15 protein-coding genes and 1 riboswitch are annotated in these 12,517 nt (G+C 54.6%); of the genes, 3 read left to right on the top strand and 12 right to left on the bottom strand.

Going from position 1 to position 12,517, the window contains the following annotated elements:
* Window positions 1-37 precede the first annotated feature (37 nt).
* From lfgF to lfgB, 5 genes are read right to left on the bottom strand one after another with little or no spacing between them, the layout of a single operon-like run.
* Window positions 38-772 carry a lateral flagellar basal-body rod protein LfgF gene (gene lfgF / locus ACW5XC_RS08530; protein ID WP_040068877.1) on the bottom strand — a complete coding sequence of 245 codons (735 nt, stop codon included), beginning with the start codon at window positions 770-772 and terminating at the stop codon, window positions 38-40.
* A gap of 9 nt (window positions 773-781) precedes the next feature.
* Entirely contained in the window at window positions 782-1,984 is a 1,203-nt protein-coding gene (gene flgEL / locus ACW5XC_RS08525) for a lateral flagellar hook protein FlgEL (protein ID WP_042053517.1), read from the bottom strand.
* Between the two features lie 18 nt (window positions 1,985-2,002).
* On the bottom strand, window positions 2,003-2,710 hold the full coding sequence (locus ACW5XC_RS08520; RefSeq protein ID WP_042053516.1) for a flagellar hook assembly protein FlgD: 708 nt from the start codon (window positions 2,708-2,710) through the stop codon (window positions 2,003-2,005).
* A 3-nt stretch (window positions 2,711-2,713) separates the two neighbouring features.
* Window positions 2,714-3,139, bottom strand: a complete 426-nt coding sequence (gene flgCL, locus ACW5XC_RS08515; protein ID WP_040068871.1) for a lateral flagellar basal body rod protein FlgCL — start codon at window positions 3,137-3,139, stop codon at window positions 2,714-2,716.
* 2 nt (window positions 3,140-3,141) lie between these two features.
* On the bottom strand, window positions 3,142-3,531 hold the full coding sequence (gene lfgB, locus ACW5XC_RS08510) for a lateral flagellar basal body rod protein LfgB (protein ID WP_021231857.1): 390 nt from the start codon (window positions 3,529-3,531) through the stop codon (window positions 3,142-3,144).
* A 59-nt stretch (window positions 3,532-3,590) separates the two neighbouring features.
* Here lfgB and flgA point away from each other — a divergent pair, with 59 nt between their 5' ends.
* From flgA to ACW5XC_RS08495, 3 genes are all read left to right on the top strand, one after another.
* Window positions 3,591-4,382 (top strand): flagellar basal body P-ring formation chaperone FlgA, encoded by a 792-nt coding sequence (gene flgA / locus ACW5XC_RS08505; RefSeq protein WP_052451196.1) that lies wholly within the window; start codon window positions 3,591-3,593, stop codon window positions 4,380-4,382.
* Between the two features lie 76 nt (window positions 4,383-4,458).
* On the top strand, window positions 4,459-4,734 hold the full coding sequence (flgM, locus tag ACW5XC_RS08500) for a flagellar biosynthesis anti-sigma factor FlgM (RefSeq protein WP_042053515.1): 276 nt from the start codon (window positions 4,459-4,461) through the stop codon (window positions 4,732-4,734).
* Complete coding sequence (locus tag ACW5XC_RS08495) at window positions 4,731-5,174, top strand: flagellar protein FlgN (RefSeq protein ID WP_042053514.1); 444 nt, start codon at window positions 4,731-4,733, stop codon at window positions 5,172-5,174. The genes flgM and ACW5XC_RS08495 overlap by 4 nt, the downstream gene beginning before the upstream one ends.
* An 8-nt stretch (window positions 5,175-5,182) precedes the next feature.
* Here ACW5XC_RS08495 and lfiJ read toward each other — a convergent pair whose 3' ends face one another.
* Genes lfiJ through lafK form a run of 7 tightly spaced genes read right to left on the bottom strand, consistent with a single transcriptional unit; the run spans window position 5,183 to window position 12,125 of the window.
* Window positions 5,183-5,596 carry a lateral flagellar protein LfiJ gene (gene lfiJ / locus ACW5XC_RS08490; RefSeq protein ID WP_042053513.1) on the bottom strand — a complete coding sequence of 138 codons (414 nt, stop codon included), beginning with the start codon at window positions 5,594-5,596 and terminating at the stop codon, window positions 5,183-5,185.
* 9 nt (window positions 5,597-5,605) lie between these two features.
* Entirely contained in the window at window positions 5,606-6,937 is a 1,332-nt protein-coding gene (gene lfiI / locus ACW5XC_RS08485) for a lateral flagellar FliI-like assembly ATPase LfiI (protein WP_042053512.1), read from the bottom strand.
* A complete protein-coding gene (lfiH, locus tag ACW5XC_RS08480; protein WP_042053510.1) occupies window positions 6,930-7,622 on the bottom strand; it encodes a lateral flagellar assembly protein FliH in 693 nt (230 codons plus the stop codon). The genes lfiI and lfiH overlap by 8 nt, the downstream gene beginning before the upstream one ends.
* 12 nt (window positions 7,623-7,634) lie before the next feature.
* Window positions 7,635-8,663, bottom strand: coding sequence for a lateral flagellar motor switch protein FliGL (fliGL, locus tag ACW5XC_RS08475; protein ID WP_040068863.1), 1,029 nt, complete (start codon window positions 8,661-8,663; stop codon window positions 7,635-7,637).
* Complete coding sequence (gene fliFL / locus ACW5XC_RS08470) at window positions 8,650-10,392, bottom strand: lateral flagellar M-ring protein FliFL (RefSeq protein ID WP_178378371.1); 1,743 nt, start codon at window positions 10,390-10,392, stop codon at window positions 8,650-8,652. The genes fliGL and fliFL overlap by 14 nt, the downstream gene beginning before the upstream one ends.
* A 17-nt stretch (window positions 10,393-10,409) precedes the next feature.
* The gene (gene lfiE / locus ACW5XC_RS08465; RefSeq protein WP_080764955.1) at window positions 10,410-10,739 is read right to left on the bottom strand and encodes a lateral flagellar hook-basal body complex protein LfiE; all 330 of its coding nucleotides are present in this window, start codon (window positions 10,737-10,739) and stop codon (window positions 10,410-10,412) included.
* A gap of 3 nt (window positions 10,740-10,742) precedes the next feature.
* Window positions 10,743-12,125, bottom strand: a complete 1,383-nt coding sequence (gene lafK / locus ACW5XC_RS08460) for a lateral flagellar response regulator transcription factor LafK (RefSeq protein WP_042053587.1) — start codon at window positions 12,123-12,125, stop codon at window positions 10,743-10,745.
* 137 nt (window positions 12,126-12,262) lie between these two features.
* Window positions 12,263-12,350, bottom strand: a riboswitch (cyclic di-GMP riboswitch).
* Between the last annotated feature and the right edge of the window lie 167 nt (window positions 12,351-12,517).

Genomic DNA, 12,517 nt, shown 5'->3' with positions numbered 1-12,517 from the left:
TGGCAAGGCATCGGGTATCTGCCCGATGCCGTCAAAATCAACCCTGACCGGAAATCAATTTGGCTCCCTGACGAGCCTGATCATCCGCTGCTTTCATCAACTTGACCTGCAGTTCGAAGTTGCGGGTCAATGACATGCTGCTCACCAATTCATCCACGGCATTGACGTTGGCCCCTTCCAGAAAACCGGATGCCATCACCACCTGGTCACTGACCTCTGCATCCTCTCCCTGACGCATCCGGAACAGACCGTCATGACCTTTGACCAATTCGGCTGGCTCTGGATTGACCAGTTTCAGACGCCCCACATCGAGCCGGGCGCCGCCCCCCGGAGGAGTGATACTCAGAGTGCCATCCTTGCCGAAACTGATGTCACGATAAGCGGGCAGCACCAGCTCGCCACCTTCCCCCAGTACCGGCCGACCATTGAGGGTCAACAGCCCGTCAGCATCCGCTTCCAGGTTACCAGCACGGGTATAGGCCTCTTTGCCATCCTCAGTCTGTACGGCAAGAAAGCCTTCGCCACGAATCGCCACATCCAGCTTGCGACCGGTCTGCATCAGAGGGCCAGCCTTGAAATTGGTGCCCGCCATCTCCTCCTTGGCCATCACCCGACTCTGGTAACCATCGCCAGTCAGGGCATAAGCCGAAACCCGCTCAAAATCAGCCCGAAAGCCGGCGGTGTTGACGTTGGCCAGGTTATTTGCACGGATCTGCTGAGCCATCAGGGTATGTTGTGCCCCGGACATGGCTGTGTAGATAAGCTTTTCCACGGATTACCCTTAGAAGGAGTTGAACAGGATCTGGCTCATCTTGTCAGCCGAACTGATGGTCTTGGCGTTGGCCTGATAGTTACGCTGAGAAGTCATCAGGCTTACCAGTTCACCGGTCAGATCAACGTTGGAGCTCTCATAAGCCCCGGCGGTCAGCTTGCCCATGGTGCCGGTTCCCGGAGCCCCCAGTACAGGCTGCCCTGAGCTGAAAGATTGTTGCCAAGAGGTATTGTTGGTCTGCAGCAGGCCATTGGGATTGGTGAAGTTCGCCATCACGACCTGCCCCTGCAACAGGCTCTGACCGTTGGTAAAGGTGGCGTAGACACCGCCGTCTCCATCCACACGTACCCCGGTCAAATCCCCAGCGGTATAACCATTGGACTGATTGCGAGTAGCGTTGAAATCGGAGGCATACTGGCTGACCCGGCTCATATCTAGTTGCAACGCTATCGGCGATGCACCTGCAGGATTCAGGGCCAAGGAGGGAGGAATGGTGGAAGCACCAGTATCCAACTTGCCATTGGGATCAAAAATCATTTTGGCACCGGCAGCAGGCGTCACATCTGCTCCATTAAAGCTGTAATGAACATCCCAGGCATTGGCCCCTTTTTTCACAAAATACTGGGTGACGGTATGTTCAGTTCCCAGCGAATCATAAACCTTGCTGGACTGTGAATAGCTGAAGGTATTCGACTTGTTTGGATCAAATTTAGGGTCAACCGGGATGATACTGGCATCGGCTTTCAGGTTAGCCACAAACTCCAGTTTGTCGGATGGCTTGGCAGGCAGGCTGCCCGCCTTGACCTGGATATCACCAACCACACCAGATTGCAGCTTGCCCGCGTCATCCGTTGTATAACCTTGCAACCGCGTACCGCCTGCAGTGGTCAGGTAGTTGGCATTATCACGCTGGAACATACCGGCACGGGTATAGGACGTCTGGCCGCTGCCATCTTTCAGCACGAAGAAACCACTGCCAGAAATCGCCAGGTCCAGCCCGCGACCGGTACGAGTCATATCACCATTGCGGTCAAAATTCTGGGAGACGTTGTTCATCTCGACACCGCCAGCCTGACCACCACCGTAAATTGCCGCAAATTCGGCGCGGCTGGATTTGAATCCCGCGGTACTGGCATTGGCTACGTTGTTACTGATAATACTCAATTCCTGGTTTACGGCGCGCAGGCCGCTCAATCCGATACTGAAAGACACAGTGTCGCTCCTCTCTGATTACGCTGATTTGCCGAACTGGATTGCACTGAAGAGCGGGACATCGCCCACACCGGCAACCTGCAGCATGATTTCTCCCGTACCGGGCAAGGCAACACGTTCCACCTTGCTCGCCACATAATTTTTGGCCCCCACCAGGGTCTTGCCTGCCGAGGCCTTGACCTCAAAGCGGTACTCCCCGGCAGGAAGAGGGGGCAATTCATAATCCAGCCCACCCGCCTTGCTGTCACCCCAGCTCTTGCTCGCTACCAGCACGCCATGCTGGTCATATACCTTGAGATCCACCTGTTCCGCCGTACCTTGCAACTCGATCTGACCGCGGATTTTGTGCTCTTGCTTCTGCTTGAGGGTTTTGCTAGGCACCATGACCTCTTTGTCGACCAACGCGGTACTCTCTAACACCTGCTGGGTATCCATCTTGGTATTGCTCTGGAGCTGGAGCTTCTTCAGCCCTTCGACCCCTTCAACCATGCTGAACTGGGCCAGCTGAGCCACGTACTGGGCACCATCAAGCGGGTTGGTGGGATCCTGGTTCTGGATCTGCGCCACCATCATCTGCAGAAATTCATTACGCAGTTGCATGCCACCATTTTGGTTGGCTTGCACATCCTGGGCAGCACCGCTGCCATTGCTGGCGATCTTGGGATCGGTATTGGTCTGTGTTGTACCGCGCGCCGTATCCAGGCTACTGATCTGTGGCAGACTCATGACTTAGACTCCCTGACCAAGACGCAACAGCCCCTGTTGCATGCTGTTAATGCGGTTGATCACCTCCACCGAGGTTTCAAAACCGCGAGAGGCGCTCATCATGTCGGCCATCTCTTCCACCACGTTGACGTTGGAGTAGTAAACAAAACCATCCTGATCGGCCATCGGGTTGGTCGGTTCCAGCCGTTTCTCGACCTGACGGTCGGACTGCACGATACCCGCCACTTGCACCGACGCAGCCCCGAGACCATCGGCATCCTGAATCTTCTGATAGAGAGTGGAAAAAACCGGCTTGATGGCACGAAACGCAGCATCTTCACTGGCAGCAGCGCTATCCACGTTGGCCAGGTTGGAGGCTACGGTATCCAGCCGCACGGTCTGGGCACGCATGGCACTGCCTGCGATGTCATAAATCTTGTTGAACGACATGGTTAACGGCCCTCAATCGCCTTGGCGATCCCGGTAATTTTCATATTGAGGAAGGTGAGGCTGGTCTGGAAATCGGTGGCATTGTTGGCAAACTTGCCCTGCTCCACGCCCAACTCAGCGGTATTACCATCCATGGAGACCTGATAAGGAATGCGATAGAGGGGGTGACGCATATCGTCACGCATGGCGCCCAGGCTGATAGCCTGGCTCTCTTCACCAGCAGCAACTTGTTGGGCGACACGGCCCAGAATCGTCTTATAATCGACATCCCGAGCCAGATAGCCCGGTGTATCCACGTTGGCCAGATTCCCCGCCAAAATCCGCGCCCGCTCAGCCCTGACATCGAGGGCATAAGGGTGTACGCCGAGGGCGCTGTCAAATGAGATACTCATGCTTCATCCTTTATCGTTCACTCAGACCGGTGTTTTCCTTATCAAGACTCATGCCAATCATGAAAAGACCTGATATCAAGCGGTTAGCGCACCTCATTAACCTCAATACAGCGAGAAATGAGGAAGTACGACTTCCCGTGTGGAAATTGGCCGGTGTGCTTTGGTTGCTATCAGGCGCGCCAGCCCATGGCACGCCGCAAGCACAAAGCGACATGCTTGAGCAGTTGCTTGAACAGGATGCCCGTAAAAGTCTTGAGGGCTACATCACCCAGCAGGGATGGCCTGTAACCACAGGAGAATTTCGAGTCTGGCTTGCCCCTTCCGTCGAGCACCTTCCTCCCTGCCCCTCACACTCACTCTCGTTACAAGCAGGCGGTCAGTATCGGCAACCCTGGGGACGACGCCCCTATCTCATCGAATGCACCGACCCCGTCTGGCAGGTGCGCGGGCGGGTAGATGTCTCGCTACTGTTGCCGGTCTGGGTTGCTGCACGGGATATCGCAAAAGGTCAGAGCATCAGCGCCAGCGATCTGGTGGAGAAAGAGCTGGATGTCAGCCGCATACAGCGCGGGTTCACCCCGAGTAATCACACCCTGCTGGGCCATAAAAGCAACCGGCATCTGAGAAGCGGACAGCTCATCGGTGAGCTCGATTTACAAAAGAGTTGGGCGGTCAAACAGGGAGAAGGGGTACTTATTAGTGCAGGGGAGGGCGAGTTCTCCGCCACAACCAGAGGGGAAGCCCTCGAAAATGGCAGAATTGGCGATGGCATTAAAGTGAAAAATCTTAGCTCAGGCAAGCAGATACAGGCATGGGTGGTAGATAAAGGAGAGGTGGAAACCCGTTTTTGAACCTGGGCAGCTATTTGATTCAAGTTTGACAAACCTTGGGTCGCTTGTCATAGAAAGACCATCAGGAAGTTACGTTATGAAAATTACCCGAACTGACCCGCTCTATATTCAAAACCAGTCTGGCCGCAAACCGGATGTGACAGCCAAACCGGAAACCAAATCTTCACAGTCATCCGAAGCCCGGATCAGCAGCACAGCGCAGTCAGTAGCCAACGCCCGCAGCCAGCTGACCACCACATCCGACGTCGACATGGACAAGGTCAACGAGATCCGCAAAGCCATCAGTGAAGGCAAGCTGGAGATCGATCTGGATGCGCTGGGTCAAGCCATTCTGGATATGCATCGCCGATGAGCGTGGATACCAAGGCCACAGTCAAGGCATTGCTCCTCGGGATCCAGCAGGATTACGGCCACTATACCGAACTCACAGCCCTGTTGCTGCGCCAACATGCACTGCTGGCAAGCCATGATGTCGATGGCCTGCAAGTCCATAACGAGCAGCAGACAGCGCTGATGGCCAAGGTGACACAACAGGCAAAGTTACGCTGCCAGCAGCTGCAGACATTGGGCCTCAAACCCGATGAGAAGGGGATGGCCACCCTGATAACCAAGCTGCCACTTCCCCTGCGCACCACGGTAACCAATCAATGGCAACAGCTTGAACAGCTGCTGCACCAGTGTCTGCGCCAGAATGATCTCAATGGCCGCCTGCTGGCAGGCCAGATGGAGACGATTCATTCACTGTTGGGACAAGAGTCAGGTTATCGCGACCCGGACAGCATTACGGATTAACCTTGGTCTTACTCTTTGCGGGTCAGATGACGCAAACTCGCCAGCTCATCCAGCTGTAGTTGATCCCGCCTCTCCTGCTGCTGGCGAGCAACATCATCACGTCTTGCCAGCAATAGCTCCAGCCCCTTGACCCGCCCGAACTGCCGAACCAGCTCCCCTTCGTGGCGCTCCAGATCCAGTCTGGCCAGCGCCGATTGCTGCACCTGATGAGAGAGCAAACGGCGCAACTGGCCATCCATCTGTTGCTTGTTTTGCCATAGCAAAGGGTGAAACTTGTCGGAACCGGGTCGCAGCGAGGAGATCACTTCCTGCAATTTGTGTGCTCGCTGCTCTTCCCGCAACGCCAGCTCACGCAAACGCTGACGCTCGGCGCCAAGACTTTCCAGCTCTTCCTGTTGCAACCCCAGATAAGACTTCAGCATAACGAATCCTTATCCCTGCCCCAGCACCTGCTTGAGACCAACCATCACCTGTTCAAAGGCCATCTCTTCATGCAGGCCTTGTTGCAGAAATGCCGCAATCCCCGGATAACGTTGAACAGCTTCATCCATCTGCGGATCGGCCCCGGGTTGATAACCGCCCAGTGGCAGTAGCTCACGCACCTGCTGATAGCGTCCCCATAGCTGGCGCAAGGTGACCGCCAGCTTTTGCCATTCGGCAGGTACGACTTGCGGCATAACCCGACTGACCGAGGCACCGATATCGATGGCGGGATAGTGGCCCTCTTCCGCAAGACGGCGGGTCAGCACGATATGACCATCGAGAATGGCGCGCGCCGCATCGACCACCGGATCCTGTTGGTCATCCCCTTCCGCCAGCACGGTGTAGAACGCACTCAGACTGCCATCCGGATGTGTGCCGTTACCGGCTCGCTCCACCAGCTGGGTCAGCATGCTGAACACCGAGGGTGGATACCCTCTGGTGGCAGGAGGTTCACCGATGGCCAACGCAATTTCCCGCTGTGCCTGGGCATAACGGGTCAGCGAATCCATCAGCAGCAGCACATCCTGCCCCTGCTCACGGAAATACTCGGCAATCCGGTGGCATAACTGGGCCGCTCGCAACCGCATCAAGGGAGATTGGTCCGCTGGCGCCGCAATGACCACGGCGCGAGCCAGACCTTCCGCCCCCAGACTGTGTTCGATGAATTCGCGCACTTCACGGCCCCGCTCACCGATCAGTCCCACCACCACAATCTGGGCTGCAGTATTGCGGGTCATCATGCCCAGCAACATACTCTTGCCGACCCCCGAGCCGGCGAACAGCCCCAAACGTTGACCCTTGCCAACCGTCAGCAGGCCATTGATGGCACGGATACCGACATCCAGCGGTTCACGTACCGGGGTTCGCAATAGTGGATTGGGGGGAAGAGCAAACAGGGGGACACTGTCACCAACATCGGGTAATGGCTGTCCGTCGAGGGGCTGCAACAGTCCATCAAGTACCCGCCCCAGCAGATGACAACCAAGCCGAACAGTTTCTTCTCCATCGATCGGTTCGACCTGAGCCCCCGCGAAGAGGCCACTCATCGGCTGCAGCGGCATCAGGTAAGAGATATCCCGGTTAAAACCGACCACCTCGGCCAACAGCGGTGCACCACTTGCAGTGCTGACACGACAACGCTGCCCCATCACCAGTTGGCAGCCGACTACTTCCAGAGTCAAACCGGTGACTCGCACCAACCGGCCAAAACGACGAAATGCGGGCAGTTCATCCAGATTATCCAGCGCACTGGTCAGTGCCTGCTGCAAGGCTTCATGCATCTTGCGGCACGTCCAGCGAGCTGTTGAGCTGTTCGATGCAGGTTGCCAGACGGGAGCTGGTGCTCACCTCGACGACGGCAGCGCGGGTTTCGATACGGGCATCGCCTACCCCGAGCACTGCATCAACTTGCAATGGCCACCCTTCGCAGCGAGTCACCCCCTGCTCGGCGAGTCGCTGTCGGTCTTCCTCGTTGAGGTAGATCACCAGCTCTTCCGACTCACTCGGCAAAGTAGCCAGCGCCTGCTCGACCTGATTCATCACCTGCTGCGGATTGAGGGTAAACTCCGCCATGATGACCCGCTTGGCAACCTGCGCTACCAGCTGGGCAATCAGCTCTTTCTGCTCGGCCATTCGGGCCCGGCTCAGTGACTCCCACTGCTCTTGCAGCTTGGCAAACGGCAACATCGCCTGTTCGAAGGCAGCGCGCCCCTCTGAAAGGCCCTGAGCAAACCCGCGGGTTTGCCCTTGTTGCAAACCGGTGCTCTCGCCTTCCTGCAGGCCGCTGGTCAGCCCTTGCTGATAACCAGCCTGATAACCTTCGTCGTGGCCTTGCTCCAGCCCCTGCTGGTAACCATATTCAAACTGTTCTTGTTGACTCTGTGCTTCTTCCCCGCTCTGACCGAGCGCAGGGAAGCGATACAGTCTGGTCGCTCCAGGCACCAATTTACGCACATACTGGCTCATAAATGCCTCCTGTTAGCTGACGGTAGGCTCTTCGAACAGTTGGAACTCGATCTCGCCCTGCTCCACCAACTCGCGGACCAATTGCATGACCTCTTCCCTTGCCTGTTCGACCTTGCGCAAAGAGACACTGCCCTGGTTCTGGATCTGATCGTCCAGCGCCTGAGCCATACGTTTCGGCATAGCCCCCAGAATAACTTTGCGGAAGCCAGGGTCGGTATTCTTGAGAGCCAGTGCCAGCAATTCGCTGGGCAATTCCTGCACCAATCGCTGCAAGGTGTCGTCGCTCTGACGGCGTAACGTCATAAAGTCGAACATGTTCTTCTCGATCTCAAACGCCATATCACCATCGTGCTCACGCAGCAGGGAAAGCATCTGCTCCTTGTCACCCTGATAACGGTTGAGAATATCGGCTACCTGCCGCACCCCGTTTACCTTGGCACCGGATTGATCCGCCACATAGGTGAGGCAGCGATCCAGCGTCAGCCTGAGCTCGCCCAGCACATGTTCACTGACACTGGTGAGACTGGCGACACGCACCAACAAATCATCGTGTACCGATCCAGGCAAGGCATCTAGCACGGCGGACGCAGTCTGGGGCGGCAGGAAGGCCAGCAGCACTGCCTGCATCTGGGGATGCTCATTACGGAAGAAACGAGCCAGTACATCGGCTGGCACCCACTGCAAACGCTGGATATCCTGACTCATCACATCGCCGTACAGACTGTCGAGCAGGCTGCGGGAGAGACGTTGGCCCAACGCCAGATCCAGCGTCTGCTCCAGATACTCCCGTGAGGCACTGCCAATACCGCTCTGCTCACGGTATTGATTGAAGAACTGTTGCAATGTCCATTTCGCTTCGATAGCACTGACGCCAGAGAGCGCGGCCATCTTGGATATCAACCGCTGCACCTCGTCACGGGAGAGCTTCTGCATCACCTTGGCTGCTGACTCTGTCCCCATGCTCAGCAACAAGATGGCGGCCTTCTCAAGGTTGTCGATATCGATATCGACAGCACTCTGATTCAAGTTAACGCTGTTCATTGCCACTCACCCACGCTTTGAAAACCTCCGCCACGCGGGCGGTATCTTTTTCCACCAACAACTGCAAATGCTTGAGTTGCACTTCAAGTTCAGATCCCGGCTCTGGCAGTGAGTCCAAATCCAATGATGTGAATTGGGGTTCAATCTCATTGTCTGCATGGATCAAGCCACTGGACAATGTGACCGGAGGTTGAAGGTCATCACTGCGCATCGACAATCCGACGGTGGGCTCCAGATCTTCCTCAGTCTCACTCATTTCCATATCCGGCTGTTGCTGGGTACGAACCAGATGTTTCACCAGCGGACGAATACCGAAGAAGACCAGTGTCAGGCCAAGCAAACCGCCGACCAGATAACGCAGGGAGTCTTGCCAGTAAGGGGTTTCCCACCAACTGGATTCGGGCGCGGCTACTTGTACTGCACCATTGAAATCGAAGGCCTGCAGACTAATCTGATCGCCACGTGACTCATCGAAACCGACTGCACGCTCCACCATCTGACGGATCTGTTCCAGTTGCTCGGCACTCCAGCCACCTTTCGGAGCAATCTGCTGGTTAAGCAGAATGGATACGTTAATTCGTTCCAGACGTCCCTGCTGGTAACGGGTGTGCACTATGGTGCGACTGTTTTCGTACTGCTTGCTGATTTCCTGACGCTCGGTACGAGTGTCGTTCTGTTGTGTCGCGGTATTGGCATTTGCATTGCCTTTGTCAGCACCAGCCTTTTCATCTTTTGCCGCCGTTTCAGGCGGGCGGTTGGATAACGCCCCCGGGATCCCCATCGCCAGCGCATCGATGGTCTTGTCGGACTTGTTGGACTCTTGAGTCACCACACCTTGCGGATCGAGCTGCTGCTGGGTCTCTTCGACGGCATTGAAGTTCACGTCTGCCGCGATCTGCACCTTGAAATTGGTACTGCCCAGCATGGGATAGAGCATGTCATTGGCGCGCTGACGGATATATTGTTCCAGCTTGCGGACATACTCCATCTGTTGGACGCTCTGCTTGCCAAACCCGACCTTGTCCCCCAGCTCTGCGCTGAGCAACTGGCCAGATTGGTCCACCACGGTCACAGCACCAGGTTTCATTCCGGAAATACTACCCGCCACCAGGTTGGCTATCGCTTCGACCTGACCCGCTTCGATGGATTGGCCCGGTTGCATATCGAGCATTACTGACGCGCTGGGTTTCTCCTCATCGCGTCCCACGAATAGCGTGCGCTTCGGAATAGCCAGATGAACACGGGCACTGCGCACGGCATCGAGGGCTATGATGGTGCGGGCCAGCTCCCCTTCCAGGGCATGACGATAACGCGCCCCTTCCATAAATTCGCTGGTACCCAACCCGGTTACATTGTCCAGCCCTTCCAGACCCGACGGCATGGCTGCACGCACCCCTCGCGCAGCAAGTGCCATCCGGACATGAGCCAGCTGATTTTCAGGAACCAGTACCTGACCGGTGCTCTTTTCCAGACGGAAAGGTACCTGCTCTTTCTCCAGCATCTCCATGATGTTGGCGGTATCGTATAGCTCCTGTTTGCCATACAGGGGCACATAGTTCTTGCTGGAGGTCCAAAGGATAACGACTATGGTACCCGCCACAATGGCAGCCAGCAGAGCAATAGTCAGGATCGATTTATTGTCACGGGAGAGGGTACGCCAATTGCGTAGCCCCTCTTGCAACCTGATTTTGAGCGAATCAGGGGCAGCCCCCTGAGGGGATGTTACCAGTTCAGTCATCTGTTACCTCAGAGCGGCATGCGCATAATGTCGTCAAAACCGGTCATCAGCTTGTTGCGAACCTGCATCAAGGCTGAAAAACTCAAGCCGGCTTTTTGACTCGCCACCATGGCCCCCACCAGATCATCGCTCTGTCCGGCATCGACCGATGCCATCAATTTTGAGGCAATATTTTGCTGTTCATTGACACGTCCGACTACGTCGTGCATAGCCTCTGAAAACGATGCTCCCGATACATCACTATTGGATTCGATGGACGGTGTCTGACTGGCGACACGCTGCATTTCCTGCATCTGTTGCAGGAGTGTCACCTGCGATGACATCATTTGAATCTTCACTCTTTATCCCTCTGCTTGAATCTGCTGTTCAATATCAATGCCTTGCTCACGCATCGCCGCAAGCTTGTAGCGCAGTGCCCGGGTTGTCATGCCCAGTGCATCGGCTGTGCGGGTACGATGGCCACGAAAGCGGCGCAAGGTCTCTAATACAAATTGGAACTCGGCATGCCGCCGGGTTTCACTCAACCCCTCGGGAGCATGCCACGTGTCTGCTGCGACTGTTTCTTGGGGAAGAATACAGTTTGGCAACATCAAATCGACGGACTGTATATGCAAACCGCGCGCCATAATTAATGCGCGTTGCATAACATTATCAAGCTCTCGCACATTTCCTGGCCATTCATAAGACAACAGCAATTGGCACGCCTGCTTACTCAGGCGATAACCCTGCTGAGGTGCATAACGCTCAAGAAAATAGTTGGCCAGAGGAATAATATCGTCAGGGCGATCACGCAATGCGGGCCAGCTCATAGGCAAAACATCAAGACGATAAAACAGATCTTCACGGAACAATCCATTAGCAACCAAAGTACGCAGATCTTTATTGCTGGCGGCAATGATACGAACATCCAGCGCAATCGTTTGATTACTACCAAGCCGCTCCACTTCTTTCTCCTGCAAAACCCGTAATAACTTTGCTTGCAGGTTCAAAGATAATTCAGATATTTCGTCCAATAACAGGGTACCCCCCTGTGCCAACTCAAACTTGCCAGGTTGGGCAGATATAGCACCGGTAAATGCACCTTTATTATGGCCAAAGAGAATCGATTCGAGCATTGTCTCAGGAATGGCAGCGCAATTAATTGCAACAAACGGTTTTTCAGACCTGACTGACATATCATGAATATAACGGGCCAACCGCTCTTTACCGGTGCCTGACTCACCACCAATCAGAATGGTGGCAGAGGTTTTGGCGGCACGTCGAGCCAGCTGCAAGACCTGCAGGCTCATGGGCGACACAGCGATAAGATTGGGGATCGCCTGACGAAGGCGTAAAGCACCACGTACAGCATCGAGCAATTGCTGGGAACGGAAGGGTTTGACAATATAATCTATAGCTCCGGCACACATGGCTTCTGCAGCAATTGCGGCCTGATGCTCATTAACCATAATGACACAATCGAGCCCTTCAAACTCATGCAGAATACGTGGCCCAAGCTCGGTCATGGCATCCATATCGAGCAATATAAGATGAACATTATTGCCAGCAATAATGCTCTTTGACTGTTTTACAGAATTAACCGTTGATACTCTAAGGCCTTCTCTGGAGAGAATATTTACAACCTCATTCCTAGCGACTAACGGTTGAATCAATAATATATGTGGTTCAGCACAACCATCACCACACAACCCGATTGTTTTATTTATTGATAATCCCGAAGACATAGACATCTGATACCTGTGACTGTGAATAGGACAATCAATAGAGCTGAAGCATCAGACACAAAGGATCAATACAAGGTGATACTGAAAAACAGCACAACCTTGTATCCATATGGTAACGATATTGTATCCAAATTCACCTTGGTAACCCCGCTGTCATTAGCTTTCATGCTGTTAGACCGGAGGCTTTGCGTCCTGACTTTTCAGTTCAGTTTGCCCTTACAATGTGATAACACGCCCGACCTGATTGCCTAGGCGTGTAGCAACACAATTAATATTGTTTTTGTTATTTAACTTTCACACATTGCTGCGTCAATTTTCGCCACATCATATAGTATTCATACGGCAATTCAAGCAAAGGCGGAAAAAACACTTCCCCATCAGCGCATTTATCC

The organism is Aeromonas sp. 25-AL00135 (genome assembly GCF_054052385.1).
Note: the sequence above shows the minus strand (reverse complement) of the source record. Positions and strands in the feature narration are given on the sequence as shown.

What these genes read in the sequence shown, in the direction of transcription:
- ACW5XC_RS08520 (WP_042053516.1), bottom strand. Translation starts at nt 2,710, where the DNA reads ATGAGTCTGCCACAGATCAGTAGCCTGGATACGGCGCGCGGTACAACA.
- flgCL (WP_040068871.1), bottom strand. Translation starts at nt 3,139, where the DNA reads ATGTCGTTCAACAAGATTTATGACATCGCAGGCAGTGCCATGCGTGCC.
- lfgB (WP_021231857.1), bottom strand. Translation starts at nt 3,531, where the DNA reads ATGAGTATCTCATTTGACAGCGCCCTCGGCGTACACCCTTATGCCCTC.
- flgA (WP_052451196.1), top strand. Translation starts at nt 3,591, where the DNA reads ATGAAAAGACCTGATATCAAGCGGTTAGCGCACCTCATTAACCTCAAT.
- flgM (WP_042053515.1), top strand. Translation starts at nt 4,459, where the DNA reads ATGAAAATTACCCGAACTGACCCGCTCTATATTCAAAACCAGTCTGGC.
- ACW5XC_RS08495 (WP_042053514.1), top strand. Translation starts at nt 4,731, where the DNA reads ATGAGCGTGGATACCAAGGCCACAGTCAAGGCATTGCTCCTCGGGATC.
- lfiJ (WP_042053513.1), bottom strand. Translation starts at nt 5,596, where the DNA reads ATGCTGAAGTCTTATCTGGGGTTGCAACAGGAAGAGCTGGAAAGTCTT.
- lfiI (WP_042053512.1), bottom strand. Translation starts at nt 6,937, where the DNA reads ATGCATGAAGCCTTGCAGCAGGCACTGACCAGTGCGCTGGATAATCTG.
- lfiH (WP_042053510.1), bottom strand. Translation starts at nt 7,622, where the DNA reads ATGAGCCAGTATGTGCGTAAATTGGTGCCTGGAGCGACCAGACTGTAT.
- fliGL (WP_040068863.1), bottom strand. Translation starts at nt 8,663, where the DNA reads ATGAACAGCGTTAACTTGAATCAGAGTGCTGTCGATATCGATATCGAC.
- lafK (WP_042053587.1), bottom strand. Translation starts at nt 12,125, where the DNA reads ATGTCTTCGGGATTATCAATAAATAAAACAATCGGGTTGTGTGGTGAT.